The sequence below is a fragment of the Isoptericola sp. MSGPD8_1_ISO-PGPR-S23-394 genome, from assembly GCF_058072785.1.
Genome location: NZ_CM176517.1, coordinates 2,462,963 through 2,487,929 on the forward strand (window position 1 = coordinate 2,462,963; position 24,967 = coordinate 2,487,929).

The 24,967-nt window shown below is 73.2% G+C and carries 21 protein-coding genes and 2 tRNA genes; 13 read left to right on the forward strand and 10 right to left on the reverse strand.

All coding sequences use genetic code 11. From position 1 onward, the window contains the following. Window positions 1-24: 24 nt before the first annotated feature. From AC3RJ8_RS11315 to AC3RJ8_RS11325, 3 genes are all read right to left on the reverse strand, one after another. Window positions 25-1,917: an alkyl/aryl-sulfatase gene (locus tag AC3RJ8_RS11315; RefSeq protein ID WP_489712725.1), complete on the reverse strand. Its 1,893-nt coding sequence runs from the start codon at window positions 1,915-1,917 to the stop codon at window positions 25-27. 228 nt (window positions 1,918-2,145) lie between these two features. After that, entirely contained in the window at window positions 2,146-2,610 is a 465-nt protein-coding gene (locus AC3RJ8_RS11320; RefSeq protein WP_489712726.1) for an SRPBCC family protein, read from the reverse strand. A 72-nt stretch (window positions 2,611-2,682) separates the two neighbouring features. After that, window positions 2,683-2,756, reverse strand: a tRNA-Pro gene (locus tag AC3RJ8_RS11325). A gap of 132 nt (window positions 2,757-2,888) precedes the next feature. Between AC3RJ8_RS11325 and AC3RJ8_RS11330 the strand changes: the two genes are divergently transcribed. The 4 genes from AC3RJ8_RS11330 (at window position 2,889) to cysE (ending at window position 6,282) form a co-directional block, all read left to right on the forward strand. Further along, window positions 2,889-2,959: transfer RNA gene (locus AC3RJ8_RS11330), tRNA-Gly, on the forward strand. A 223-nt stretch (window positions 2,960-3,182) separates the two neighbouring features. Then, window positions 3,183-4,259 carry a lytic polysaccharide monooxygenase gene (locus AC3RJ8_RS11335; RefSeq protein ID WP_489712727.1) on the forward strand — a complete coding sequence of 359 codons (1,077 nt, stop codon included), beginning with the start codon at window positions 3,183-3,185 and terminating at the stop codon, window positions 4,257-4,259. A gap of 485 nt (window positions 4,260-4,744) precedes the next feature. After that, the gene (gene cysK / locus AC3RJ8_RS11340; RefSeq protein ID WP_489712728.1) at window positions 4,745-5,677 is read left to right on the forward strand and encodes a cysteine synthase A; all 933 of its coding nucleotides are present in this window, start codon (window positions 4,745-4,747) and stop codon (window positions 5,675-5,677) included. After that, window positions 5,677-6,282, forward strand: a complete 606-nt coding sequence (cysE, locus tag AC3RJ8_RS11345) for a serine O-acetyltransferase (protein ID WP_489712729.1) — start codon at window positions 5,677-5,679, stop codon at window positions 6,280-6,282. Before cysK ends, cysE begins: the two co-directional genes overlap by 1 nt. A gap of 102 nt (window positions 6,283-6,384) precedes the next feature. On the opposite strand, the gene AC3RJ8_RS11350 is transcribed toward cysE, so the two are convergent. Beyond that, entirely contained in the window at window positions 6,385-6,771 is a 387-nt protein-coding gene (locus AC3RJ8_RS11350) for an MmcQ/YjbR family DNA-binding protein (protein ID WP_489712730.1), read from the reverse strand. 110 nt (window positions 6,772-6,881) lie between these two features. Between AC3RJ8_RS11350 and AC3RJ8_RS11355 the strand changes: the two genes are divergently transcribed. Then, complete coding sequence (locus tag AC3RJ8_RS11355) at window positions 6,882-7,913, forward strand: LLM class F420-dependent oxidoreductase (RefSeq protein ID WP_489715625.1); 1,032 nt, start codon at window positions 6,882-6,884, stop codon at window positions 7,911-7,913. A gap of 30 nt (window positions 7,914-7,943) precedes the next feature. On the opposite strand, the gene AC3RJ8_RS11360 is transcribed toward AC3RJ8_RS11355, so the two are convergent. Next, the gene (locus AC3RJ8_RS11360; RefSeq protein ID WP_489712731.1) at window positions 7,944-8,285 is read right to left on the reverse strand and encodes an MGMT family protein; all 342 of its coding nucleotides are present in this window, start codon (window positions 8,283-8,285) and stop codon (window positions 7,944-7,946) included. A 64-nt stretch (window positions 8,286-8,349) separates the two neighbouring features. Here AC3RJ8_RS11360 and AC3RJ8_RS11365 point away from each other — a divergent pair, with 64 nt between their 5' ends. Beyond that, a complete protein-coding gene (locus AC3RJ8_RS11365; protein WP_489712732.1) occupies window positions 8,350-9,657 on the forward strand; it encodes a GNAT family N-acetyltransferase in 1,308 nt (435 codons plus the stop codon). A 1-nt stretch (window position 9,658) separates the two neighbouring features. Here AC3RJ8_RS11365 and AC3RJ8_RS11370 read toward each other — a convergent pair whose 3' ends face one another. Then, window positions 9,659-10,639, reverse strand: a complete 981-nt coding sequence (locus AC3RJ8_RS11370; RefSeq protein WP_489712733.1) for an Fpg/Nei family DNA glycosylase — start codon at window positions 10,637-10,639, stop codon at window positions 9,659-9,661. Window position 10,640: 1 nt separating this feature from the next. Continuing rightward, window positions 10,641-11,099 (reverse strand): ribose-5-phosphate isomerase, encoded by a 459-nt coding sequence (locus tag AC3RJ8_RS11375; protein ID WP_489712734.1) that lies wholly within the window; start codon window positions 11,097-11,099, stop codon window positions 10,641-10,643. A 114-nt stretch (window positions 11,100-11,213) separates the two neighbouring features. Here AC3RJ8_RS11375 and AC3RJ8_RS11380 point away from each other — a divergent pair, with 114 nt between their 5' ends. Then, window positions 11,214-13,226 (forward strand): M13 family metallopeptidase, encoded by a 2,013-nt coding sequence (locus AC3RJ8_RS11380; protein WP_489712735.1) that lies wholly within the window; start codon window positions 11,214-11,216, stop codon window positions 13,224-13,226. Window positions 13,227-13,248: 22 nt separating this feature from the next. Here AC3RJ8_RS11380 and AC3RJ8_RS11385 read toward each other — a convergent pair whose 3' ends face one another. Next, window positions 13,249-14,319 carry a hypothetical protein gene (locus AC3RJ8_RS11385; RefSeq protein ID WP_489712736.1) on the reverse strand — a complete coding sequence of 357 codons (1,071 nt, stop codon included), beginning with the start codon at window positions 14,317-14,319 and terminating at the stop codon, window positions 13,249-13,251. A 272-nt stretch (window positions 14,320-14,591) separates the two neighbouring features. Between AC3RJ8_RS11385 and pepN the strand changes: the two genes are divergently transcribed. Next, on the forward strand, window positions 14,592-17,162 hold the full coding sequence (pepN, locus tag AC3RJ8_RS11390) for an aminopeptidase N (protein ID WP_489712737.1): 2,571 nt from the start codon (window positions 14,592-14,594) through the stop codon (window positions 17,160-17,162). A 47-nt stretch (window positions 17,163-17,209) separates the two neighbouring features. On the opposite strand, the gene malQ is transcribed toward pepN, so the two are convergent. Beyond that, window positions 17,210-19,369: a 4-alpha-glucanotransferase gene (malQ, locus tag AC3RJ8_RS11395; protein ID WP_489715626.1), complete on the reverse strand. Its 2,160-nt coding sequence runs from the start codon at window positions 19,367-19,369 to the stop codon at window positions 17,210-17,212. Window positions 19,370-19,488: 119 nt separating this feature from the next. On the opposite strand from malQ, the gene AC3RJ8_RS11400 reads away from it, so the two are divergent. Beyond that, window positions 19,489-20,475: a mechanosensitive ion channel family protein gene (locus AC3RJ8_RS11400; RefSeq protein WP_489712738.1), complete on the forward strand. Its 987-nt coding sequence runs from the start codon at window positions 19,489-19,491 to the stop codon at window positions 20,473-20,475. Window positions 20,476-20,548: 73 nt separating this feature from the next. On the opposite strand, the gene AC3RJ8_RS11405 is transcribed toward AC3RJ8_RS11400, so the two are convergent. Beyond that, window positions 20,549-20,788, reverse strand: coding sequence for a PTS sugar transporter subunit IIB (locus AC3RJ8_RS11405; protein ID WP_407318445.1), 240 nt, complete (start codon window positions 20,786-20,788; stop codon window positions 20,549-20,551). A gap of 148 nt (window positions 20,789-20,936) precedes the next feature. Here AC3RJ8_RS11405 and AC3RJ8_RS11410 point away from each other — a divergent pair, with 148 nt between their 5' ends. From AC3RJ8_RS11410 to AC3RJ8_RS11425, 4 genes are all read left to right on the forward strand, one after another. After that, window positions 20,937-21,320, forward strand: a complete 384-nt coding sequence (locus AC3RJ8_RS11410) for a globin (protein WP_489712739.1) — start codon at window positions 20,937-20,939, stop codon at window positions 21,318-21,320. A 172-nt stretch (window positions 21,321-21,492) separates the two neighbouring features. Beyond that, window positions 21,493-22,386 carry an acyl-CoA thioesterase gene (locus AC3RJ8_RS11415; protein ID WP_489712740.1) on the forward strand — a complete coding sequence of 298 codons (894 nt, stop codon included), beginning with the start codon at window positions 21,493-21,495 and terminating at the stop codon, window positions 22,384-22,386. A gap of 45 nt (window positions 22,387-22,431) precedes the next feature. Continuing rightward, window positions 22,432-23,415, forward strand: coding sequence for a DNA topoisomerase IB (locus tag AC3RJ8_RS11420; protein ID WP_489712741.1), 984 nt, complete (start codon window positions 22,432-22,434; stop codon window positions 23,413-23,415). Further along, a complete protein-coding gene (locus AC3RJ8_RS11425; RefSeq protein WP_489712742.1) occupies window positions 23,412-24,947 on the forward strand; it encodes an SDR family oxidoreductase in 1,536 nt (511 codons plus the stop codon). The genes AC3RJ8_RS11420 and AC3RJ8_RS11425 overlap by 4 nt, the downstream gene beginning before the upstream one ends. Window positions 24,948-24,967: the final 20 nt, after the last annotated feature.

Sequence of the window (24,967 nt, forward strand, 5' to 3'; positions counted from 1 at the left end):
TCGCGCAGGCAGGTCCCGAGAGGATCAGGGCGTGACGATCGCGAAGTCCTTGTCGCCCGGTTCGAGCACGGCCAGGAGGCGGCCGAGGACGGCAGGGTCGCCGGAGAGCTCGATGCCGACGGCGGCGAGCTTCTCCGGCGGCAGGCCACCCATCGCGAGCACCGGCAGCGCCTGCTTCGACGCCGTCAGGGTCGCGTCCGCCTCGCCGCGCTGGGGCGCCGCGCTGTAGGTCAGCACGCCGTGGGCCAGCCGCAGGCGGTAGCGCTCGTCGGTGTCCGCGATAACGACATCGACGGTCAGCCGCTCGTCCCACGCCAGCGGGCCGTTCACCTGGACCGCGAGCGCGTCGAACAGCATCTCCGGGGACAGGTTGGCGACGACGTCGGGGGCGCTCGACTCCGTCGGGGTGCCGAACTGCCCGTCCCGCAGCTCGGTGGCGCCCGAGAGGTAGAAATTGCGCCAGGTGCCGTTCTCGGAGCCGTAGCCGAGCTGCTCGTAGGTGTCGGCGAGCAGTTCTCGCGCCGCGGCGTGGTCAGGGTCGGCGAACACCACGTGGTTGAGCAGCTCGGCCACCCAGCGCAGGTCCCCGGCGTCGAACGCCGCCCGCGCCTTCTCGACGACGGCGTCCGCGCCGCCACCGAGGTCGACGTGGCGCTTGGCCCTCTCGACGGGCGGGTGCTCCCACAGGTGCGCCGGGTTGCCGTCGAACCACCCCATGTACCGCTGGTAGATCGCCTTGACGTTGTGGCTGACCGACCCGTAGTAGCCGCGGGCGTTCCACGCGTTCTCGAGCACCGGCGGGAGCTGGATCTCCTCCGCGATCTCCGGGCCGGTCATGCCCTTGTTGATCATCCGCAGCGTCTGGTCGTGCAGGTAGGCGTACAGGTCTCGCTGGTTCTCCAGATACCCCACGGCCCGCTCCCGGCCCCAGGTGGGCCAGTGGTGGGAGGCGAAGACCACCTCGAGGTCGGCGCCGAACAGGTCGACGGTCTCCGTGAGGTACCTGGCCCATGAGTTCGGGTCGCGGACGACGGCGCCGCGCAGGGTGAGCAGGTTGTGCAGCGTGTGGGTCGCGTCCTCCGCGGCGCACAGCGCCCGGTGCGCGGGGAAGTAGAACAGCATCTCCGAGGGCGCCTCGCTGTCGGGCGCCATCTGGAAGACGATGCGCACGCCGTCGACGACGTGCTCCTCGCCCGTGGTGGTGATCTCCAGGGTCGGGGGGATGAGCGTCACCGTCCCGGTCGACGTCGTCTGCCCCAGCCCTGCACCGACCTGGCCCTGCGGACCGCGGGCCAGCGCAGCGCCGTACATGTACCCCGCCCGCCGGCTCATCGCCGTCCCGGCGTACACGTTCTCCGCCACGGCGTGCTCGACGAACCCGGCCGGGGCGATGACCTGCGTGCGTCCGGCGTCGACGTCCGCCTGGTCGACCACGCCCCGGACTCCCCCGAAGTGGTCCACGTGCGAGTGCGAGTAGATGACCGCCGTGACCCGGCGGTCGCCGCGGTGCTCGCGGTAGAGCGCGATGGCTGCGGCGGCCGTCTCCTGGGAGATCAGGGGGTCGATGACGATCACACCCTCGTCGCCCTCGACGAACGAGACGGTCGACAGGTCGAGCCCGCGCACCTGGTAGATCCCGGGCACGACCTCGAAGAGGCCGTCGGTCGCGACGAGCCTCGACTGGCGCCACAGGCTCGGATTGACCGTGCCAGGGGCCTCGTCCTCGAGGAACGCGTAGGCGTCGTTGTCCCAGAGAACCGTTCCGTCGTCCGCCGTGACGGCGTTGGGCTGCCGACGGCCGATCAGCCCGCGGGTGGCGTCCTCGAAGTCCTGCGTGTCGGAGAACGGCAGGCTGTCGCGGACGGCCTGCTGCTGGTTGACGATGCTGGCTGCCGGGGGCTTGGACTCTGTGGCCATGGCCACACGATGGCACCGCGGGGGACGTCCCGCGCGGCGAGCGGTCAGCCGGTTCCGGCCCTGCTCGCAGCTGGCGCACTGCGGCCCGCCTCCGCCGCCACGAGCAGCAGCGTGGCCGGCAGCACGCCGGTCCCCACCTGGTCCCAGGCCGCGGGGAGCGCTGCCAGCACCGCCCTCCCGATGCCGAACGCCAGTGCGGGACCGCGACCGGGACCGTGCAGGTGCGACCTAGCCGGGTGTCGGCCCCGCGAAGGACGCCTGCAGCGCGTCGACCGTGACGGTGCGCTCCTTCACGGCGATCCGGCGCAGGAGCGGGGCGCCCAGCCGCCAGATGCCGTGCGGCACCAACCGGCCACGATGCCGGACCATCGTCGCGTCATCGCCGGACGGGCGCAGGTGGTAGCTCGGCCACCCCTCGATCGTGGTCCTGCCCGCCGCGGACCTCTCCCACCAGTGGAAGACGACCAGGGTCGGCGCCTCGAGCTCGACGATCTCACCGGGCATCGTGCCCGTGCGGGTCACGTCGACGAAGGTCGTGCCGACACGGGGTGGCCCGGGGGAGGTCTGCCGGGTGTGCTTCAGCATGGTCCGCGTGCCGGCCAGCCAGTCGTTGTGCCCGTCGATGTCAACGAGACGCGCGAAGACATCGTCGATCGGCGCCTGGACCAGGCGCTCGAGCTCGATGGGCCGCACACGGCCAGCATCCTCGCCGGTCCGCGCCACCACAAGAGAAGGTCCGCGCCGGGCGGGCCGGCCGCCCTTCGGTCGGGGTGACAGGATTTGAACCTGCGACCCTCTGCTCCCAAAGCAGATGCGCTACCAAGCTGCGCCACACCCCGTGGTACCTGTCCGCCCGAGGACGGCAGGCCCGGCGCAAGTGTAGTGCCCCGGAGCACGCCACGACCTTTGCTAGGCTGGCGCCCGCGTTCCGACGCATGCAGCACCCACCGGTGCGCCACCGTCGGGCACGTGCGGGCGTAGCTTAATGGTAAAGCCTCAGTCTTCCAAACTGATGACGCGGGTTCGATTCCCGTCGCCCGCTCTTCCTGTCGAAGCCCAGGTCCGCGTCGCGCCGACCTGGGCTTCGCCGTCTCCGGGGACGAGCGCCTGCTGAGACCTCCCCGCGCCACCTAAACGGTTCGAACCGTGGCCCCCGGTGTCCTCCCGTGTCCTCATGGCATCTGTCCGGGCCGCTGCGCAGCGGCCGCCGTACGAGCACCAGGAGGACACCGATGTCCCGCACAACCCGATGGCGCAGGGCGGCGATGGCTGCCACGGCCGCCCTCGTCGCGCCGTTCGCGTTCGTGGCCGTCGCCACGGTCGGCGCGAGCTCGGCCGCCGCCCACGGGTCGGTCACCGACCCGCCCACCCGTAACTACGGCTGTCTCGAGCGCTGGGGTGACGACCACCTCAACCCGGAGATGGCCGAGATCGACCCCATGTGCTGGGGCGCCTGGCAGGCGGAGCCAGCCGCCATGTGGAACTGGAACGGCCTCTACCACGAGGGCATCAACCACCGTCACGAGGAGCTCATCCCCGACGGCCAGCTCTGCTCCGGCGGGCAGACCGAGGGCGGCCGGTACGACTACCTGGACACGCCCGGCGGGTGGTACGCCACCGGGGTCGACCACCAGTTCACGCTCACCCTGACCGACGGCGCCAACCACGGCGCCGACTACCTGCGGATCTACGTCTCCAAGCCCAGCTTCGACCCCACCACCGAGCGGCTCGGCTGGGACGACCTCGACCTGCTCCAGGTGACGGACTCCTATCCGACCACGTCGCCGTACCAGGCCGAGGTGGATCTGACCGGCTACGACGGTCGCGCGGTGCTCTACACCGTGTGGCAGGCGAGCCACGCCGACCAGCCGTACTACCTGTGCTCCGACATCAACATCGGTGGCGGCGACATCGTCGGCGACGGCCCTGCCGACGGGGAGGACCCCGGCGACGGCGAAGACCCGGGGGACGGTGAGGACCCCGGCGACGGGGAGGACCCCGGCGACGGCGAAGACCCGGGGGACGGTGAGGACCCCGGCGACGGTGAGGACCCCGGTGACGGGTCCGGCGGCGACTGCACGGCCGAGGTGACCGTCACCAACGCCTGGTCCGGCGGCTACCAGGCCGACGTGACGGTGACCGCCGGTGACGCGGCGATCGCCGGCTGGGACGTCGTCGTCGACGGCGCGACGATCACCCAGGCGTGGAACGGGTCGGTGTCCGGCGGCACCGTCTCGAACGTCGGGTGGAACGGCAGCCTCGCGGCCGGCGCGTCGACCTCGTTCGGCTTCCTCGGCGACGGTGACCCCGCCGCGCTGTCCGCGGAGTGCTCGGCGGCCTGACCCTCCGCTTCCCCGCCGGCCCCGGCCCGAAGACGGCCGGGGCCGGCGTGCGCGTCCATCGAGGCCGTCGACTCATCGATGTTCTCGATCAGTGAGACTGGCCTTGTCGATCTGTCGGGCCATGGATAGGCTCGGCGCCGCAGGGCACGTTAGCCCTGCACGAGAGCCGATGCACGCGGCGCACGCCGCTCACGAGGGAGGAACGCACGATGCCCACCGCGCTCCCCCGCACGGCTCTCGCGGCAGCCTCCCGTCCGCGCACGTCGACGTGCTCGCCGGCCTGCGCCGCCCCCATGACGGCCTGCCGCTGTCGGTAGAGCGTCCACGCCACGCCTGACCCCGACCTGACGGGCCGCGGCGACCGTGCGACGCTCGCAGTGCACCGCTTCCCACGGTTGCCCGCACCAGGGGCACCGCCACGACCGGTGCCGCACCCCTGCTCTCACCAGCCAGCCTCACCGCTACCCACGGAGGAACAACCGCTCATGGTCATCTACGACGACGCGACGAAGCTCATCGGCCGGACCCCGCTGGTCCGCATCAATCGCCTCACCGAGGGCTCCGCGGCCACGGTCGTCGCCAAGCTCGAGTTCTACAACCCCGCGAGCTCGGTCAAGGACCGCATCGGTGTCTCGATCATCGACGCCGCCGAGGCGTCCGGCGACCTCAAGCCCGGAGGCACCATCGTCGAGGGCACGTCGGGCAACACCGGGATCGCCCTGGCCTTCGTCGGCGCGGCCCGCGGCTACAACGTCGTGCTCGCGATGCCCGAGACCATGTCGAAGGAGCGCCGCGCCCTGCTGCGTGCCTACGGCGCCGAGCTGGTGCTCACCCCCGGCTCCGAAGGCATGAAGGGCGCGGTCGCCGCCGCCGAGAAGATCGCCGCCGAGCGGGAGGGCGCCGTCCTGGCCCGCCAGTTCGCCAACGAGGCCAACCCGAAGATCCACCGCGAGACCACGGCCGAGGAGATCTGGGCCGACACCGACGGCGGCGTCGACATCGTCGTCGCGGGCATCGGCACGGGCGGGACCATCACGGGTGTGGGCCAGGTGCTCAAGGAGCGCAAGCCCGAGGTGCAGATCGTCGCCGTCGAGCCCGAGGAGTCCCCGATCCTCAACGGCGGCGCGCCGGGACCGCACAAGATCCAGGGCATCGGCGCCAACTTCGTCCCGGAGATCCTCGACACCGACGTCTACGACGAGGTCATCGACATCAACGCCGAGACCGCCGTCGAGTGGGCGAAGCGCGCGGCGAAGGAGGAGGGCCTGCTCGTGGGCATCTCCTCGGGTGCTGCCCTCGCGGCGGCGGCGCAGGTGGCCGCTCGTCCGGAGAACGCCGGCAAGACGATCGTCGTCATCATCCCGAGCTTCGGTGAGCGCTACCTGTCCACCATCCTGTTCTCCGACCTGCTCGACTGATGGCAGGCTCCTCGGCGCGCGCGCTCCTGCGCCTCCTGCGGGAGGACGCAGAGGTCGCGCGCGCCCAGGACCCGGCCGCGACCTCGCTCGCCGCGGTCGTCCTGACCTACCCGGGCGTCCACGCCGTGTGGCACTACCGCATAGCGCACGCCCTGTGGCAGCAGCCGGCCCTGCGTCTGCTCGCCCGCGTCCTGTCGCTCGTCTCGCGGCTCCTCACGGGCATCGAGATCCACCCCGGCGCACGCATCGGCCGCCGACTCTTCATCGATCACGGGATGGGCGTCGTCATCGGCGCGACCGCGGAGGTCGGCGACGACTGCCTGCTCTTTCACGGCGTGACGCTCGGCGGGCGCTCCATGAACCCCGGCAAGCGGCACCCGACGCTCGGCGACCGGGTGATGGTCGGGTCCGGCGCCAAGGTCCTCGGCCCGCTCTGGATCGGTCATGACGCCAAGATCGGCGCCAACGCCGTGGTGACGCGGGACGTGCCCGCGTCCGCGGTCGCGGTGGGCGTCCCGGCACGGCTGCGCACGCCTCCGGCGCCACGACCGACCAACGGGCAGACGTTCGAGGACCCCTCGCAGCTCATCGAGTACGTCATCTGATTGCGATTCGGCAACGGGGCCTCCCAGCCCTTGCCCGGTGTGGCCCACACCACTAGAAAGGATGGCGGTGCGGTGCAATGGGGCACCGCACCACTGAAGCCGTCACGAGGCCCGGTGGTTCGCCGCCGCGCCCCGCGGCGCCCTGGCCAGCCAGGCGTCCTCCACGGTCTCGGCGAGCGTGCCGTCGCCGACCGCGTCGAGGCGCACCAGCACCACCGCATAGCCGTCGAGGTGCTCGATGGTGAAGTGGGTATCGGCGTGCGCCGCGAGCACCGCCTCCTTCTCGCCCAGGTCCTCGACCACTGCGGCGAGGATCGGTCCCGCAGGCACCGGGGCGTCCCCGAACCGCCGCAGGTCTGCCTGCGTGAAGGGCCGCTCCCAGACGAACTGCCGGCCGCCGACCTTCCACACCCGCCAGCCGCGCGAGGTGCCCTCGGTCGTCTCCGGCAGGGCGAGCGCCAGGCGGGCGACGTCGTCGTAGGTGGCCATCTGCCCAGGATCCAAGACGCCGTCCGCCGCCGCCACCTCGGCTAGGGTGGCCGTTGTCCGGGACCGGACGTCCCAGGTATCACGACTCGACGAGGAGACCCATGACCACCCTGCGCATCGGCATCCAGACCGGCTACTGGTCCCGCAAGCCGCCGGCCGGCATCGTGGAGGCCTTGCAGCAGGCCGAGGCCGCCGGCCTCGACTCCGTCTGGACCGCCGAGGCCTACGGGTCGGACGCCTTCACGCCGCTGGCCTGGTGGGGCTCGCACACCTCGCGGCTGCGGCTCGGCACCGGGATCGCCCAGATGGCCGCCCGCACGCCCACGGCCACGGCGATGCAGGCCCTGACCCTGGACCACCTCTCCGGCGGTCGGTTCGTGCTCGGCCTCGGAGCATCAGGCCCGCAGGTGGTCGAGGGCTGGTACGGCCAGCCGTACCGCCGCCCCCTGGCCCGCACCCGCGAGTACGTCGACATCGTGCGCCAGGTGATCGCCCGCGAGCGTCCCGTGACGTTCGACGGCGACTTCTACCGCCTGCCGCTGCCCGCTGACGCCCCCGGGGCCACCGGGCTCGGCAAGGCCCTCAAGCCGACGGTGCACCCCGTCCGGCCGGAGGTCCCGATCGTCCTCGCGGCGCAGGGCCCGAAGAACGTGGCGCTGGCGGCCGAGATCGCCGACGGCTGGATGGCGGGCTTCTACGCGCCCCGCACGGACGCCGAGCATCGGGAGCTGCTGGCCGAGGGCTTCGCACGACGGGCCGACGAGCGCTCGCACCCGGAGGGCTTCGAGGTCGCGGCGGCCGTGCCCGTCGTCGTGCGCGACGATGTCGAGTCGGCAGCCGACGTCGTGCGCCCGCACATCGCCCTGTACGCGGGCGGCATGGGCGCCAAGGAGGCGAACTTCCACAAGGCCTCGCTCGACCGCCTCGGCTACGGCGCGGTCACCGACGAGGTCCAGCGGCTCTACCTCGAGGGCCGCAAGGACGACGCCGCCCGCGCGGTGCCGACCGAGCTCGTCGAGGAGATCGCGCTCGTGGGTCCGGCGGCGAAGGTCCGCGCCGACCTCTCCCGGTGGGAGGACACCGCCCTGACGACGCTGCTGGTCCAGGGTGACGCCGCTTCCGCGGCCGCGCTGCTCGGCTGACGACGGGACGGCCGAGTCCTGCGGGGAGGTTCAGGGCAGCCAGACGGCGCGGCGCAGGTCGACCCGTCGCCCGTCGCGGGTCAGCGGGCAGCCCTCGGCGCGCAGCTCGGTGAGCGCCCGGTCCAGGTGCCGCGCGGGCGGTGACCCGGCGGCATTGACGACCCGCCACCAGGCCACGCCCGAGCCCGCGCGCGCCATCACCTGACCGACCTGGCGCGGCCCGCCACGGCCGAGCACCTCGGCGACGGCCTCGGCCACCAGACCGTAGGTCGTCGCGCGCCCCGAGGGGACCCGTTCGACGACGGCGAGCACCTCGTCCAGGTACTCCTCGGCAAGGCTCGTCCCGGCGCTGGTGGCGGCGTCGTCGGTCACGCCGCGACCCTACCGCTGCCGAGATCGTCTGGCGCCGCACCCGGCCAGGCGGCAGGATCGGCCCGTGACCATCGACGCTTCCGCACCCCCCGGGTACCGATTCCGCCAGCTCACCGCCGACGACCGCCGCGCGGTCACCGAGATGGACTCCTGGGCCTTCCCGGCCTCCGTCGACCCCGACGTGATCGAGAAGGGCCCCTCGCCACTGACGTGGGAGCGCACCGTGGGCGTCGAGGTGGACGACGCGACGACGTCGGCCCCCGGGCTGGCGGCCATGCACGCCTCCTACCCGTTCGGCCGCTTCCCGGTGCCGGGCGGGACCCTGCCCACGGCGGGGCTCACCTGGGTCGGGGTGCACCCGCAGCACCGTCGCCGCGGGATCGCCTCGGCGATGATCGACCTGCACCTGGCCCGGTGTCGCGAGCGCGGCGAGCCGCTCTCGGCGCTCTTCGCCGCCGAGTACCCGATCTACGGCCGCTTCGGCTACGGCAAGGCCGCCGACGACGTCCGCGTGACGATCGCGCGGGGTGCCGCGCTGCGGGAGGTCCCCGGCGCCTCCGATCACAGCGTGCGCATCGAGCACGCCGACCGCGAGCGCCACGCGGCGCTGGTCGACGCCGTGCACCGTGGTGCCGGGGAGTCCGTGGGCGACACCGGGCTGAACCGGCCGGGCTGGGCGACCCGAGAGTCCCCCGAGCTGCAGGCCGCCTGGTGGCACGACGCGCCGGCCTTCCGCGACGGGCAGGAGTCCCGTCGCGTCGTCGTGGTCGAACGCGCGGGCGCACCGCGCGGCTATGCCCTGCTGCGCCGCAAGCTCGACTGGGCCCCCTCCGGCGCGCAGGGCACGGTGAGCGTCCAGGAGGCGGTCGCCCTCGACGCCGCGGCGGCACGGGCGCTGTGGGGCGTGCTCCTCGACCTGGACCTCATGACCGAGACCAAGCCGTTCATCCTCTCCCCCGACGACCCGCTGCTCTCCCTGCTCGCCGACCCCCGGGCCGTCGGGCAGCAGCGGGTCGACAACGTGTGGGTGCGACTCGTGGACGTTCCCGCCGCGCTGGCCGGACGGCGGTACGCGGCACCCGTCGACACGACCCTCGCGGTGACCGACACCCGGCTCGGGGCCAACGACGGTGTGTGGCGGCTGCGGGCCGCACCGTTCGGCGCGGCGACGTGCGAACGCTCCGACGTGCCGCCGTCGGAGGCGGATCTCGCGCTGGACGTGCGTGAGCTCGGTGCCGCCTACCTGGGCGGGACGTCGCTGGCCGCGCTGGCCGCCGCGGGGCTGGTGACCGCGCGCACGCCCGGCGCCCTGGCGACGGCCGGCGCGGCGTTCGGGTGGCCGGTCGCTCCGGTGTGCAGCTGGGTCTTCTGAGCTATGCCTGGCACACGCCGCACCAGAAGAGGTTGCGTCCCGCCAGCTCCTTGAGCAGCACGGGGGTGCCGCAGACCCGGCACGGCAGCCCGTCGCGGTGGTAGACGTAGAACGCCTCGTCGGCGGGCACGGCCGCGGGGTCGCCGTCGGTGTTCTGGCGGGTCCGTCGACGACCCTCCTCCGGCGGGAGCGTCCCGCGACCGCGGTGCTCCGGCCGGGTGGTGACGATCCGCCCGGTCGCGGCGCCGTCGCGCATGAGCTCCACGAGGTCGTCCCACATCCGGGCGAGGACGTCGGCGGGGACCTCGCGTCCTGGGCGCAGCGGGTCGACACCGGCGCGGAACAGCGCCTCCGCGCGGTAGATGTTGCCGACCCCGGCGACCACGGCCTGGTCCATGAGCTGCTGCCCGACGGTCACGCGCGACCGCCGCACCCTGGCGACGAAGGCGTCGCGCGCCGCGGCCAGGGACGCCCGGGCCCCGTCGGGCCGGATCGGGTCCGGACCGAGCCGCGCCGCGACGTCCGCCTTCTCGGCCGGCGTGAGCACCTCGCAGGCGGTCGGACCCGTCAGGTCTGCCACGGCGTGCTCCCCGAGGAGGCGGACCCGCACCGCACCGCGCGGTTCCGGCGGGGTCCACGCCCCCGCCGACGGTGCGGGCGCCGGGAGCGAGTCCCGCTCACCGACCCGGCGCCGCGGCGCGCCGATGGCGTGCACGACGTCGGTGCTCGCGTCACCGGCGAACGTCCAGGCACCGTAGAGACCCAGGTGCACGCGCAGCCAGCGGTCGGTGCCCGAGGCCCCGGTCGCGAACCCGACGAAGAGCTGCTTGCCCCACGCCTCGGCCGCCACCACCGTGCCGCCGTCCAGCAGCGATGCCCCGGACGCGAACCGGCCCTGCGGGCTGGTGACGCCCACCTCGCGCCCGGCGAACAGGTCCCCCAGCATCCGGGCGAGCCGGTGGACGGTGTGCCCCTCGGGCACGTCAGGCGGTCGGCCGCGACGCCTCGTAGGCCGCGAGCTGGTCGATGCGGCGCTGGTGGCGCGCGTCGCCGCTGAAGGGCTCGGCGACGAAGGCTTCGACGAACGACGTGGCCTCCTCGAGGGTGTGCATGCGCCCGCCGACGGCGATGACGTTGGCGTCGTTGTGCTGGCGCCCGAGGCGAGCCGTCTCCAGCGACCAGGCGAGCACCGCGCGGACACCGATGACCTTGTTCGCGGCGATCTGCTCGCCGTTGCCCGACCCGCCGATGACGACACCCAACGAACCCGGCTCAGCGACGACGGCCTCACCGGCGGAGAAGCAGAACGACGGGTAGTCGTCCTGGGCGTCGTAGTCGTGGGCCCCGTGGTCGACGACCTCGTGCCCGGCGGCGCGCAGGTGCTCGACGAGGTGGGACTTGAGCTCGTATCCGGCATGATCGGCGGCGATGTGCAGACGCATGACCTCATTGTCCCCCACGGGACGGACCGGCCGCCGCCCCGTCTCACGTACCCATCTCACCGGTCGCGCGGGCCCGTCGCACGGGCGCTCGCGCGCGATGCGTAGTCTGGCGCCATGACGACCGACGCGACCGGGCTGCGGTCCGGCATCGACACATCCACGCTCGACGACTCCGTCCGCCCCCAGGACGACCTCTTCCGCCATGTCAACGGCCGGTGGCTCGACACCTACGAGATCCCCGCGGACCGGTCCATGGACGGCGCCTTCCGTGCCCTGCACGACGCCGCCGAGGAGCAGGTCCGCGAGATCATCACCGACGCGGGTGCGGCCGCCCGGCGGGGTGCGGCCACCGGCGCACAGGCCCAGGTGGGCGACCTCTACGCGAGCTTCATGGACACCGAGCGGGTCGAGGAGCTGGGCACCACCCCTCTGCACGACGAGCTCGTCGCGATCCGTGACGCCGACGACCACGCCGCGCTCGCCGGGGTGCTCGGTGCGCTCCAGCGGACCGGCGGCGGCGGAGCCGTGGCGTTCTACGTCGACAACGATGCCAAGGATCCCGAGACGTACGTGACCTACTTCGCCCAGGCGGGCATCGGGCTGCCCGACGAGGCGTACTACCGCGAGGACCAGTACGCCCCCGTCCGGGCCGCCTACACGCCGCACGTGGCCCGCATGCTGACGCTCGCGAGCGTCGGGCAGGACGCGTGGGGCACGACGGCGGCCGACGCCGCGGAGCGGGTCGTCGCGCTGGAGACGCAGCTCGCCGGGCACCACTGGGACGTGGTCCGCGACCGCGACGCCACGGAGACCTACAACCCGACGACGTTCGACGACCTGGTCGCCTCGGCCCCGGGCTTCGACTGGGCCGGCTGGGCGGAGGCGCTGGGCGCACCGACCGGGTCCCTCGACTCCCTGGTGGTGCGCGAACCGTCCTTCGCGACGGGGTTCGCGGCGCTGTGGGCGTCGGCCGAGCTGGCCGACTGGAAGCTGTGGGCCGCCTACCACCTGATCACCGCCCGCGCCCCGTACCTGGCCGACGCCGTCGTCGAGGCGAACTTCGACTTCTACGGGCGGACCCTCTCCGGCGCGCAGGAAGTGCGGGAGCGCTGGAAGCGGGCCGTCACCGTCGTCCAGGGGGCGATCGGCGAGGCCGTCGGCCAGGAGTACGTGGCGCGCCACTTCCCGCCGTCGCACAAGGAACGCATGGACGAGCTCGTCGCGTACCTCGTCGCCGCGTACCGCGAGTCCATCGAGAACCTCGACTGGATGACCGACGAGACCAAGCAGCGCGCGCTGACGAAGCTGGACAGGTTCACGCCCAAGGTGGGCTATCCCGTGAAGTGGCGCGACTACTCCGGTCTTGAGATCACCGCCGACGACCTGGTCGGCAACGTGCGCCGGGCCCACGCTTTCGAGCAGGACCACGAGCTGGGCAAGATCGGCCGCCCGCTCGACCGCGACGAGTGGTTCATGACCCCGCAGACGGTCAACGCCTACTACAACCCGGGGATGAACGAGATCGTCTTCCCCGCGGCGATCCTGCAGCCGCCGTTCTTCGACCCGGACGCCGAGGACGCGGTGAACTTCGGCGGGATCGGTGCCGTGATCGGGCACGAGATCGGGCACGGGTTCGACGACCAGGGCTCCAAGTACGACGGCGACGGTCGCCTCGAGGACTGGTGGACCGCGTCCGACCGGGCGGAGTTCGAGCAGCGCACCAAGGCGCTGGTGGAGCAGTACGGCGCCTTCCGCCCCGCCCAGCTCACCGGTCAGGACGCGTTCGTCAACGGCGCGCTGACGATCGGCGAGAACATCGGCGACCTGGGCGGTCTCTCGATCGCGATCAAGGCCTACCGGATCGCCCTCGGGGGCTCCCTCGACGACGCCCCGGTGGTCGACGGACTGACCGGGCTGCAGCGCGTGTTCCTCGGCTGGGCGCAGGTCTGGCAGGCCAAGGGCCGCGACGAGGAGATCATCCGACGGCTGGCCACCGACCCGCACTCGCCGAACGAGTTCCGGTGCAACGGTGTCGTGCGCAACCTCGACGAGTACTACGCGGCGTACGACGTCGCGCCGTCCGACGCGCTGTACCTGCCGCCCGCGGAGCGCGTACGGATCTGGTGACCGTGCCCGGCGTCGGGACCGGTCAGTAGGTCCCGACGCCGGCGCGCGCCAGCGAGAAGCCCTTGCCGCTCGGGTCGTGCTGGCAGTACATGCCGTCCTGCTCGCTGGTGCACGTGAAGTCGCCCTCGGTCGTCGACTCGCCGTAGGGCAGCTCGTCCAGACCGCCGGCGGCCGCCGTGGGCTTGTCGGCACCGGGCACGCACGGCAGGGCGACCTCGCCGTCTCCTCCCAGCGTCACCACGTAGCCGGTCGTCCCGTCGCAGCCCTCCACCGGGGCCGGCTGCTGGTTCAGCTCGGCGATCGCGCAGGAGACCTGGTTCTCGAAGACCTCGCAGGAGATGTTCCGCGACGGCGAGGCGAACTCGGCGACGGACGCGCCCGGGTCGGCGGCGGGCTCCTCCTCGGCGGCCTCGCCCTCCGCACCGCCCTGCGCGTCCTGCGTCGCGACGGCGTCCGGCTCCGCGTCGGCGACGGCCGGCAGGTCGGAGCCGCCGAGCATGTTGATCGCGAACGTGACCGCCACGACGATGAGGATCACGTCCACGACGATGAACACGATCCACCCCGGGGACAGCCGGCGGCTCGGACGCTTCGCGGTGCCTGCCGCGGCGGGGGCCTGCGACGTCCCGGTCGGCGGCGACGGCTGCTGGTAGGCGTACTGCTGGGGCGTGTACCCGTACTGCTGAGCCGCGAGCGGAGCAGCCGGCTGCTGGTAGTCCGGCTGGTGGTACTCCGGCTGGCGGTAGGCCGCCGGCTGGTAGGCGGGCTGACGGACGGGTGCGGAGTACCCGGCCGGTGCCGGGCTCGTCGGTGCATGGCCCGTCGGTGCCGGACCCGCGGGGCCGGGCTGGTGCTGCGAGGGAGCGGGCGGGACCGGCGCGTGCGGGCTCGCGGTGGGTTGCTGCACGGCCGTCGGTGGCGCCGGCGCGGTCGACGGGGAACCCGCCCCGCCGGCGCGCGGCGCGGAGCCGGGCGCGAACGACGGTGGGGTCGCCGCGGCGGTCGCGGGCCGCACGGGCTCCCGCGGCGAGTCGGCACCTGGCCCCTGCGGGGCAGGGCCGGGCGGCGGTGGCGGCGGCACGTTGCCGGACATCTGGGCTCCCTCCCGGGACGGACGGCCGTGACGACCGGCCGACGCGCTGACGCGCACAGCGCAGGATGTCACGACCGGGTCTCGTCCGTCGAACCCGTCCGCGCCGCCGCGTGGGTCGACGTCCGCCAGAGCTCCGTGCCATGCCCTCGCCGGACCGGCGTGGTTCCGCCGCGAAAGGGTTCGGCACGCCGGGTCCGAGGTGGCATGATCGACGCACGCGGCCGCGACGACCTCGTGGTCGCCGTCACCTGTCACCGTCCCAGGGAGCACCCGTGCCCGGAGAGAACCTGACCCGCGTCGAAGCCGTCGAGCGCGCCGGGGTCATCAGCACCGTCGAGTCCTACCGCGTCGAGCTCGACGTGACCACCGGGCCGACGACGTTCCAGTCCACGACCGTCGTCCGGTTCTCCGCGACCCCCGGAGCCAGCACGTTCCTCGACCTGGTCGCCCCGCGCCTGCGCGAGGTGACGCTCAACGGACGTCCCCTGGACGTCGCCGAGGTGTTCGCCGACTCCCGCATCGCCCTGGACGGTCTCGCGGCCGACAACGAGGTCCGCGTCGTGGCGGACTGCGGCTACATGAACACCGGTGAGGGGCTGCACCGGTTCGTCGACCCCGTCGACGGCGAGGTCTACCTCTACACGCAGTTCGAGGTGCCCGACGCCCGGCGGGTCTTCGCGACGTTCGAGCAGCCGGACCTCAAGGCTCCCTTCCAGCTCACGGTGACCGCACCGGCCGCCTGGCACGTCGTGTCGAACCAGCCGACACCCGCTCCGGCCCTCGCCACGCACGCCACGGAGCCCGAGATCGAGGCCGCCCGGTGGGAGTTCGGGCCCACCCCGCGCATCTCCACGTACCTCGCGGCGCTCGTCGCCGGCCCGTACGCCGTCGAGCGCGGCGAGGTCACGTCGTCGGACGGCCGGACCGTTCCCCTCGGCGTGTTCTGCCGGTCGTCGCTGTCCGAGCACCTCGACGCCGAGGCCATCATGGCCACCACCCGGCAGGGCTTCGCGTTCTACGAGGAGACGTTCGGCGTCCCGTACCCGTTCGACAAGTACGACCAGCTGTTCGTGCCCGAGTACAACATGGGCGCGATGGAGAACCCGGGCTGCGTCACCTTCACCGAGTCGTACGTGTTCCGCTCCCAGGTCACCGACGCCGTCCGCGAGCGCCGGGTCGTGACGATCCTGCACGAGCTCGCGCACATGTGGTTCGGGGACCTGGTCACCATGAAGTGGTGGAACGACCTGTGGCTCAACGAGTCGTTCGCCGAGTACGTCTCCACCCTCGCCACCGCCGAGGCGACCGAGTGGGAGGCCGCCTGGACCACCTTCAACGCGATGGAGAAGACCTGGGCCTACCGGCAGGACCAGCTGCCGTCCACGCACCCGATCGTCGCTCCCATCAACGACCTCGAGGACGTCCAGGTCAACTTCGACGGCATCACGTACGCCAAGGGCGCCTCGGTCCTCAAGCAGCTCGTGGCCTGGGTCGGCCGTGACGAGTTCATCCGCGGGGTGTCGGCGTACTTCCGCAAGCACGCGTGGGCCAACACCGAGCTGCCCGACCTCCTCGTGGAGCTCGAGGCCACCAGCGGGCGCGACCTGACCGCCTGGTCGAAGATCTGGCTCGAGACGGCCGGGGTCAACACCCTGCGGCCCGCGATCGAGCTGGACGACCACCGCCGGATCACGGCGTTCCACATCGAGCAGACGGCGCCCGCGGACCACCCCACCCTGCGCCCGCACCGTCTCGGGATCGGCTGCTACGACCTCGACGACTCCGGCGCCGTCGTGCGCACGCGCTCGGTGCAGGTCGACGTGGACGGCCCACGCACCGCCGTGCCGGACCTCGTCGGCCTGACCCGGCCCGACCTGGTCCTCGTGAACGACGACGACCTGGCCTACGCCAAGGTGCGGCTCGACGACGCCTCCCTCGCCTTCGCCGTCGAGAACCTCTCGCGCATCAGCGACCCGCTGGCCCGCTCCCTGGTGTGGGGCTCGGTGTGGGACGCGGTGCGCGACGGCGAGACCCCGGCGTCGGCGTACGTCGACCTCGTGCTGGGCAACATCGCGGCCGAGACGGAGTCCACGACGGTGCGCACCACGCTGGCTCAGCTCGGGCTCGCCGCCCGCTCGTACGTGGCGCCCGCGCGGCGCGCCGAGACCCTCGGGCGCGTCGGCGACACGCTCTGGTCGCTGGCGCAGGACGCCGCCGCGGGGTCGGACCTGCAGCTGCAGCTCGTGAAGTACTTCGCGGCGATGTCCTCCTCCGACGCCCACGTGGCCCCGTTGCGCGGGCTGCTCGACGGCTCCGTCGTCCTCGACGGGCTCGCCGTGGACACCGACCTGCGCTGGGAGCTGCTCCAGGGGCTCGTCCAGCTCGGCGCCGCCGGCGACGACGAGATCGACGCCGCCCTGTCCGCCGACGACACGGCGTCGGGCCGCCAGGCTGCGGCCCGTGCCCGTGCCGCCACGCCCACGTTCGAGGGCAAGGAGCGCGCGTTCGCCTCCGTGGTGGACGACGCGGACGCGCCGAACGCGATCATCCGCGCGACCGCCGCCGGGTTCGTGCAGGTCACCGACCCCGCCGTGCTGACGCCGTTCGCCCAGCGGTACGTGGACTCCCTGCTGCCGATCTGGGAGACGCGCAGCTACCACATCGCCGAGGAGCTCATCGAGGGGCTCTACCCGGCTCCTCTGGCGTCGACCCGGCTGCGGGACGTGGTCCGTGGGTGGCTCGAGACGCACCCCGACGCACCGGCGGCCCTGCGCCGGATGGTCGTCGAGGGGCTGGCCGGCACCGAGCGGGCGCTGGCCGCCCAGGCGGTCGACGCCGCCTGACACCGGGGGGGGAGCCCGCGAGGCCGGCGCCTCGCGGGCTCCCCTGGTCAGCGGCCCGCGCCCACCGCGGCGAAGAGCGACCGCAGCCGCGCGTTGTCGAAGAGGTCCTCGACCAGGACCACGTTGCCGGCGGAGTCCCCGAGGGGGACCTTCCAGTTCGGGTACTCGGTGTCGGTGCCCGGCTGGTTCTGCGAGCGCCGCTCGCCCACCGCGTCGACGAGCTGGACCCCCACGAGGGCTGCCTCCGACCGTCGCAGGTACCGGTGCAGCGCCTCGACGACCTCGCGCTCGGACGGGTTGTCCCCGACCAGCCCCTGCTCGGCGAGCACCGCCACGGCGGCGTTGCGCTCCGACCTGGCCTGCCCCCGCAACGCCTGCGCGTCCTCGGTGAGCAGGCCGAGCCGCTCGCGCAGGTCGACGTGCTCGCCGGCCAGGTAGCCCGCCGTCGGCGGCATGTCGTGGGTCCCCACCGTCGCGAGCGTCAGCCGACGGTAGTCCTGGGGCGCCCGCGGGCGTCCGCCGTCCTTCTCGAACCAGAACACGGACGTGCCGAGCACGCCGCGCCCGGCCAGGTAGTCGCGCACCCACGGCTCGAAGACCCCCAGGTCTTCGCCGATCACGACCGCCCCGGCCCGCTGGGCCTCGAGCGCCAGGATGCCCACGAGCGCGTCGTGGTCGTAGCGCACGTAGGCGCCCTGCGTGGGGTCGGCGCCCTCGGGCACCCACCACAGGCGGAACAGGCCGAGGATGTGGTCGACGCGCAGCGCCCCGGCGTGCCTCAGCGCGGTGCGCAGCATGTCGCGGTAGGGCGCGTAGCCGGCCCGGGCGAGCGCCCGCGGGTTCCACGGCGGCTGGGACCAGTTCTGCCCCTGTTGGTTGTACATGTCCGGCGGGGCGCCGACGCCGACCCCGCGGGCCAGCACGTCCGCGTGCGCCCAGGCGTCGGCCCCGTCCGGGTGCACGCCGACCGCGAGGTCGTGGACGATCCCCAGCCGCATGCCGGCGTCGACCGCCGTGCGCTGGGCGCCGGCCTTCTGCTCGTCGAAGACCCACTGCAGCCAGACGTAGAAGTCGATGCGCTCGGCGAGCCGCTCGCGGGCCGCGGCGACGGCCGGCGACGCGGGTTCGGCCAGCTCGGCGGGCCAGGGCCGGCCCCCGAGCTCCTCGGTGATCGCGCACCAGGTCGCGAAGTCCTGCAGCCCGGCGCCCTCGGTGGCGACGAAGTCCTCGAAGGCGGCCTGCCGGGCAGCACGCCGGGGAGCCGAGTAGACCACCTCGAGCGCGGCCTTCTTCGCCTCCCAGACGGCGTCGCGGTCGATGGGTCCGCCGTTGCCGTCGAGGTCCCGCACGGGGTCCGCCGCCCACTCCACGAGCGATCGGTCGGCGGCCGAGAGGTACGCCGTCTCCAGGATGTCCTCGACGCGCACGTAGATCGGGTTGCCGTAACGCCGCGAGGTGGGCAGGTAGGGCGAGGGGGTCATCGGCGTGACGGGTTCCGCCGCGGAGAGCGGGTTGACCGCCACGAAGTCGGCGCCCGCCCGGTGCGCCGTGAGCCACGCGAGGTCCGCGAGGTCGGCGAGGTCGCCGATGCCCCACGAGGTCCGCGACCGTACCGAGTAGAGCTGCGCGAGCACCCCCCACGCCTGGCCACGTTCGAGCTCCGGCGGCAGGACGAGCCGGTCGGGCGTGACCACGAGGGTCGTCGAGGACTCCTGCCCCTCGCTGAGCGCGTACAGGGTGTGCCAGCCGAGCGGGACGTCGGGCGGGACCACGAACGTCGCCCGGCCCACCACCCGCCCGTCGACCTCGCGTGGGGGGACGTAGTCGCCGGACTGCTGCAGGTCGCGCCGCGGCCGGACCGCGTGCCGCCGCGCGGCGGGCTCGGCGCCGTCCAGCTCCAGCCACACGTGCACCGACGCGCCGTCGCTGACGTGCACGGGCAGGAGCGTCTCGTGGCCCTGGCGCGCCACCACGGTCGGTGGCAGCACCGAGCGCCACTCCTCGTCGCGCACGCGGCGCAGGCCGTGCGCCACCTGCTGCGGCCCGGAGGCGTCGACCCCGAGCGCACCGAGGACCGCGACCAGGGTCGTGTCGGGCACCTGGGCGGTGCCGCCGCCGAACCGGTGGTACTCGGTGAGCACCCCGTGCGCCGCGGCGAGCTCGTGCAGCTCGGGGCGCGTGCCGTCGTCGGGCACGGTCTGGTCCATGTCCTTGATGCTCACGGGGACGATCCTGCCACCATCGGACGCCTGCAGCAGTCGCCCCACGCCAGCGGACGCCTCGTCGACGGTGTCGACAGGCGGCGCGGGCCGTTACGGTGGCGGGCGTGATTTCTCGTCTTCCGGCCCCCGCCTCCAGCACACCCGACCCCTCCCCCACGTCCGAGATCACGGACGGCCTCTCGGACGCCGGTGAGTCGTTCTGGTCCTGGTTCACCGGCTGGCCGCTGCGCGTCGCCGTCATCGTGGTGGTCGGCGTCGTCGTCCTGGTGCTGCTGCGTCGCCTCATCTCCCACGTCACGGAGCGGATCGCCACCGGCAAGCCGCCCACCGAGGAGAAGAGCGCGAAGGACTGGTTCCGCCGTTCACCGATCGTGGGTGAAGCGATCTCGGTCGCGAACCCGCTGGCCTCCGCGCGTCGCGCCCAGCGGGCGCGCACCGTCGGATCGGTCCTCAACTCGACGGCCAACATCGTCGTCGGCGTCATGATCCTGCTGATGGTCCTGACCGAGGTCGGCTACCCCGTCGGACCGCTGCTCGCCTCCGCGGGCGTCGCCGGCATCGCCCTGGGCTTCGGTGCCCAGTCCCTCGTCAAGGACTTCATCTCCGGCGTGTTCATCCTGGTGGAGGACCAGTACGGCGTCGGCGACGTCGTCGATCTCGGCTCCGGCGCCGACGGCGTCATCGAGGAGGTCCAGCTGCGGACCACGCAGGTGCGCTCCATCGACGGCACGCTGTGGTGGGTCCGCAACGGCGAGATCCTGCGGGCGGGCAACCGCACGCAGGGGTGGTCGCGGGCGCTGGCCGAGGTGCGCGTCCCCGTGGACGCGGACGTCGACGTGGTCCGCTCCGCGCTCGGCCGTGCGGCCGACGCCGTCGCGGCCGACCCGGAGCTGGCCGCGGAGTTCCTCGAGCCGCCGTCGGTGCGCGGCGTCGACGCCGTCACGGACTTCTCGATGACCTTCACCCTGCACGCGCAGGTCAAGCCCGGCGTGCAGTGGGACGTGTCGCGGGCGATGCTCCGCGCCGCGCAGGCGCAGCTCCGGGGCGCGGGCGTGCTGCGGGCCGAGACGACGGCCAGCGACGAGGGCTGACCCCGACGCGGACCGGGTCCCGCCGCGGTCCGCACGCACCCGGCTGCCTGGGCGCGTGCGGACAGTCCCCGGCTCAGGCCGAGGCGAGGCGCCCGTCGAGCTCCGCGGCGAGATTGTCGGCCTCCGGACCGACGATGACCTGGATGACGCGCCCCGAGCGGACGACGCCGAACGCTCCGGAGGTCTTCAGAGCGTGCTCGTCCACGAGCTGCGGGTCCGACACCTGGACACGCAGTCTCGTGATGCACGGTTCGAGCTCGACGACGTTGGTGGTCCCGCCGAGTGCTGAGAGGATGTCGTCCGCCTTGCTCATTCGGTGTCTCCCCAGGAAGTGGTTCGTCGGATCGCGTCGTTGCAGGTCCGTTACCAGCCTAACGTCTCGCACGAGCGGGTGTTCCCGGGTGACCACCGCCACGGACGGACGGCGGCCCGGCCCGTCCCCGATCTGGGAGGATGTGCCGGTGACGACACCCACCTTCTTCGACGACGTCGGCGGCCACACCACGTTCGAGCGCCTCGTGGACGTGTTCTACGACGGCGTCGCGCAGGACGAGGTGCTGCGTCCGATGTACCCCGAGGAGGACCTGGGCCCGGCCAAGGAGCGCCTGACGCTGTTCCTCGAGCAGTACTGGGGTGGTCCGACGACGTACAGCGAGCAGCGCGGTCACCCTCGCCTGCGGATGCGGCACGCGCCGTTCAAGGTCAACCCGGACGCCCGCGACCGCTGGTTGCGGCACATGCGCACCGCCGTCGACTCCCTCGACCTGGCGCCCGCGCACGAGTCCCAGCTGTGGGACTACCTGGAGCGGGCGGCCTTTAGCATGATCAACACCTTCGAGGAATGATGCGGAGCGAGCCTGCGAGCGCAGCACCATTCCGACCACGAGCTCGAGGAATGATGCGGAGCGAGCCCGCGAGCGCAGCACCATTCCGACCACGAGCTCGAGGAATGATGCGGAGCGAGCCCGCGAGCGCAGCACCATTCCGACCACAGGAGACAGAGGAGTGAGTCCGAGCGTGACCGAGAACCCTGGGCCCCTCGACGAGCTGCTGGCCGCTCTCGACCTGCGCGAGGTCGAGGGCTGGGGGCCGCGCGGCGAGGACGACCTGTGGCGCGGCGACTCCGTGCCGGGGCCCGGCCGGCGCGTGTACGGCGGCCAGGTGCTCGCCCAGGCGCTGATCGCCTGCGGCCGCACCGTGGAGGACGACCGGCTCCCCCACTCGTTGCACGCCTACTTCCTGCGTGAGGGAGCACTCGACTCCCCGGTGGACTTCGCCGTCGAGCGCCTGCGCGACGGCCGGTCCTTCAGCGCGCGGCGGACGCACGCGATCCAGGCCGGCCGGCCGATCCTGTCGCTGACGGCGTCGTTCCAGGTGGACCAGCCGGGCTACGAGGCGCAGGTGCCGATGCCCGACGACGTCCCCGCGCCGGAGGACGTCACCTCCACGTTCGAGGCCCTCGCGGGGGTCGACCACCCGGCGGCCCGGTACTGGTCGGAGGGCTCGGCGTTCGAGCTGGCGCACGTGGGCGGGTCTGTCTACCTCGGCGCGGCGTCCGACCCCCGCCCGGAGCAGCTGGTGTGGGTCCGCGCGCGTCACGAGATCGCCTCCGACGACAAGCTGCTGCACCGTGCCCTGCTGGCGTTCGCCTGCGACCAGGTCATGCTGGAGCCGGTGCTGCGCCAGGCCGGCACGTCCTGGCTGGACGTGGGAGGGAAGGTCCCGATGGCCTCCCTCGACCACGCGATGTGGTTCCACCGGGACGCGCGCGCCGACGAGTGGCTGCTGTACGTCCAGGAGTCACCCGGTGCACAGGGCGGCCGTGGCCTGGGGCTCGCCCGGGTCTACGACCGCGGGGGCGCCCTGGTGGCGACCATCGCGCAGGAGGGCATGGTCCGCCTGCCCGGCTGACCCGTACCCCGTGCGAGATGGCGCCGGTCGTTCCACACTGTCGAGGTGCGTCTGCGCCGTTCGTCTCCGTCCGACCCGGGTTGCTCGCGCCGTCGCAAGGGCGACGGCTGGGTCTTCCTGGACGTCGACGGCATGCCCCTGGCCGTTGCCGACGCGATCGAACGGTGCCGGCACCTGGCGATCCCGCCCGCGTGGCGCGACGTCTGGATCTGCCGCTTCGCGAACGGCCACCTGCAGGCTTTCGGGTACGACGACGCCGGACGCGGCCAGTACCTGTACCACCCGCAGTGGCAGGAGCGGCGCGCCCGGCGCAAGCACGACCACGTCCTGGAGGTCGGTCGCCGGCTGCCCGTGGCGCGGCGCGGCGTGAGCCGTGACCTGCGCCGTCCGGGCTTCCCGCGGCGGAAGGCTCTGGCGCTGGCGTTCCGGCTGCTCGACGACGCCTCCTTCCGCGCGGGCAGCGAGGTGTACGCACGACGCCACGGCAGCTACGGGCTGGCCACGATCCGCAAGGAGCACGCCCGGGTGCGCCGGGACGGCAGCGTCTGCTTCCGGTACCCGGCCAAGTCCGGCCAGGTGCGCGAGACGGTCGTGCACGACGCGACGGTGGCGCGGCACGTCACCACGCTCAAACGCCGTCGCGGTGGCACCGAGCTCCTCGCCTGGTACGACGACACGCGAGGCGGACGGACCTGGCACGACGTCACGAGCGCGGACGTGCAGGCCGACATCCGGGCACGGCTCGGCGAGGACGCCACACCGAAGGACTTCCGCACCTGGCACGCCACGGTGCTGACGGCCCGGGCGCTGGCCGACGTCGGGCCCGCTCCGTCGTCGCAGCGTGCCCGGCGACGCGTCGTCGCCGAGGTCGTGCGCGACGTCGCCGAGGAGCTCGGCAACACTCCCGCGGTGGCCCGGTCGTCGTACATCGACCCGCGGCTGTTCGACCTGTGGGAGCGCGGCGAGACGATCGGCGCGACACGGGTCCGCTCGCGGGCCGAGCGCGCGGTGCTGGAGCTGCTGGGATGAGGGCCGCCGTCACCGGTGTCACCGGGTACGTGGGCGGGCGGCTGGTGCCGGAGCTGCTCGCCGCCGGGCACGAGGTGCGGGCCATCTCCCGCGACCCGGCCCGCCTCGACGGCCGGGACTGGGCCTCGGACGTCGAGAGGGTCGCCGCGGATGTGAGCGACCTCGAGGCGACCCGGGACGCTCTCGAGGGCGCGGACGTGGCCTACTACCTGGTGCACTCGCTGGGCACGGGCCGGACGTTCGAGGCGGTCGACCGGCGCAACGCCCTCACGTTCGCGCGGGCGGCCCGGGAGGCGGGCGTGCGACGCATCGTCTACCTCGGAGGCCTGTATCCGGACGTTCCCGAGGGCGACCTGTCGGCGCACCTCGCCTCGCGCAAGGAGGTCGAGGAGGTCCTGCTGGCCTCCGGCGTGCCGACGGCGGTGCTGCGGGCCGCGGTGATCCTCGGTTCGGGCTCGGCGTCCTTCGAGATGATGCGGTACCTGACCGAGCGGCTGCCGGCGATGACGACGCCGCGCTGGGTCGACAACCGGATCCAGCCGATCGCGATCCGGGACGTGCTGCGGTACCTCGTGGGTGCGGCGACGCTCCCGGCCGACGTCTCGCGCGGGTTCGACATCGGTGGTCCCGACGTCCTGACCTACCGGGACATGATGCAGAGCTATGCCCGCGTCGCGGGCCTGCGGCGACGGGTGATCGTCGGTGTGCCGGTGCTCACCCCCCGGCTGTCGAGCCACTGGGTCGGCCTGGTGACGCCGGTGCCGTCCGGGATCGCACGGCCCCTGGTCGACTCGCTGCAGCACGAGGTGGTGTGCCGCGAGGACGACGTGCGCCGGTACGTCCCCGACCCGCCGGAGGGGCTCGTCGGCGTCGAGCGGGCGATCGAGCTGGCCCTGACCCGCATCCACGACGGCGAGGTGACCACTCGCTGGTCGTCGGCGTCCGTGCCCGGCGCGCCGTCGGACCCGCTGCCCACGGACCCCGACTGGGCGGGCGGTTCCCTCTACGTCGACGAGCGGCGCACGGTCGTCGACGCGCCGCGAGAGGTGCTCTGGCGCGTGATCGAGGAGATCGGCGGCCAGGGCGGGTGGTACTCGTGGTCGCTGGCCTGGCAGGCCCGAGGCCTGGTCGACCGCGTCGTCGGGGGGCCCGGCCTGCGCCGGGGCCGCCGCGACGAGCGCCGGCTGCGCGTCGACGACGTGCTGGACTTCTGGCGGGTCGAGGCCATCGAGCCGGGCGAGCGTATGCTGCTCCGCGCGGAGATGCGCCTGCCGGGCCTGGCCTGGCTGGAGCTGCGCGTGGACGAGGCCGCCGCGGAGGTGACCGACGAGGCGGACGACGCCCCGAGCCTGCGCGACGCCGCTGGGCCCGGCCGCACCTACTTCGCCCAGCGCGCGCTCTTCCACCCGCACGGGCTGGCCGGCCAGGCGTACTGGTGGGCGGTCGCGCCGTTCCACGGCATCGTCTTCGGCGGGATGCAGCGCAACGTGGCGCAGGAGGCCGAGCGGCAAGCGGGCCGCTCGACCTCCTGAGACCGGTTCGAGGGACGCCG

Bases quoted from the DNA above. Each gene is read 5' to 3' on its own strand.
- AC3RJ8_RS11315 (WP_489712725.1), bottom strand. From the start codon at position 1,917: ATGGCCACAGAGTCCAAGCCCCCGGCAGCCAGCATCGTCAACCAGCAG.
- AC3RJ8_RS11335 (WP_489712727.1), top strand. From the start codon at position 3,183: ATGGCTGCCACGGCCGCCCTCGTCGCGCCGTTCGCGTTCGTGGCCGTC.
- cysK (WP_489712728.1), top strand. From the start codon at position 4,745: ATGGTCATCTACGACGACGCGACGAAGCTCATCGGCCGGACCCCGCTG.
- cysE (WP_489712729.1), top strand. From the start codon at position 5,677: ATGGCAGGCTCCTCGGCGCGCGCGCTCCTGCGCCTCCTGCGGGAGGAC.
- AC3RJ8_RS11350 (WP_489712730.1), bottom strand. From the start codon at position 6,771: ATGGCCACCTACGACGACGTCGCCCGCCTGGCGCTCGCCCTGCCGGAG.
- AC3RJ8_RS11375 (WP_489712734.1), bottom strand. From the start codon at position 11,099: ATGCGTCTGCACATCGCCGCCGATCATGCCGGATACGAGCTCAAGTCC.
- AC3RJ8_RS11380 (WP_489712735.1), top strand. From the start codon at position 11,214: ATGACGACCGACGCGACCGGGCTGCGGTCCGGCATCGACACATCCACG.
- AC3RJ8_RS11385 (WP_489712736.1), bottom strand. From the start codon at position 14,319: ATGTCCGGCAACGTGCCGCCGCCACCGCCGCCCGGCCCTGCCCCGCAG.
- malQ (WP_489715626.1), bottom strand. From the start codon at position 19,369: ATGGACCAGACCGTGCCCGACGACGGCACGCGCCCCGAGCTGCACGAG.
- AC3RJ8_RS11405 (WP_407318445.1), bottom strand. From the start codon at position 20,788: ATGAGCAAGGCGGACGACATCCTCTCAGCACTCGGCGGGACCACCAAC.
- AC3RJ8_RS11425 (WP_489712742.1), top strand. From the start codon at position 23,412: ATGAGGGCCGCCGTCACCGGTGTCACCGGGTACGTGGGCGGGCGGCTG.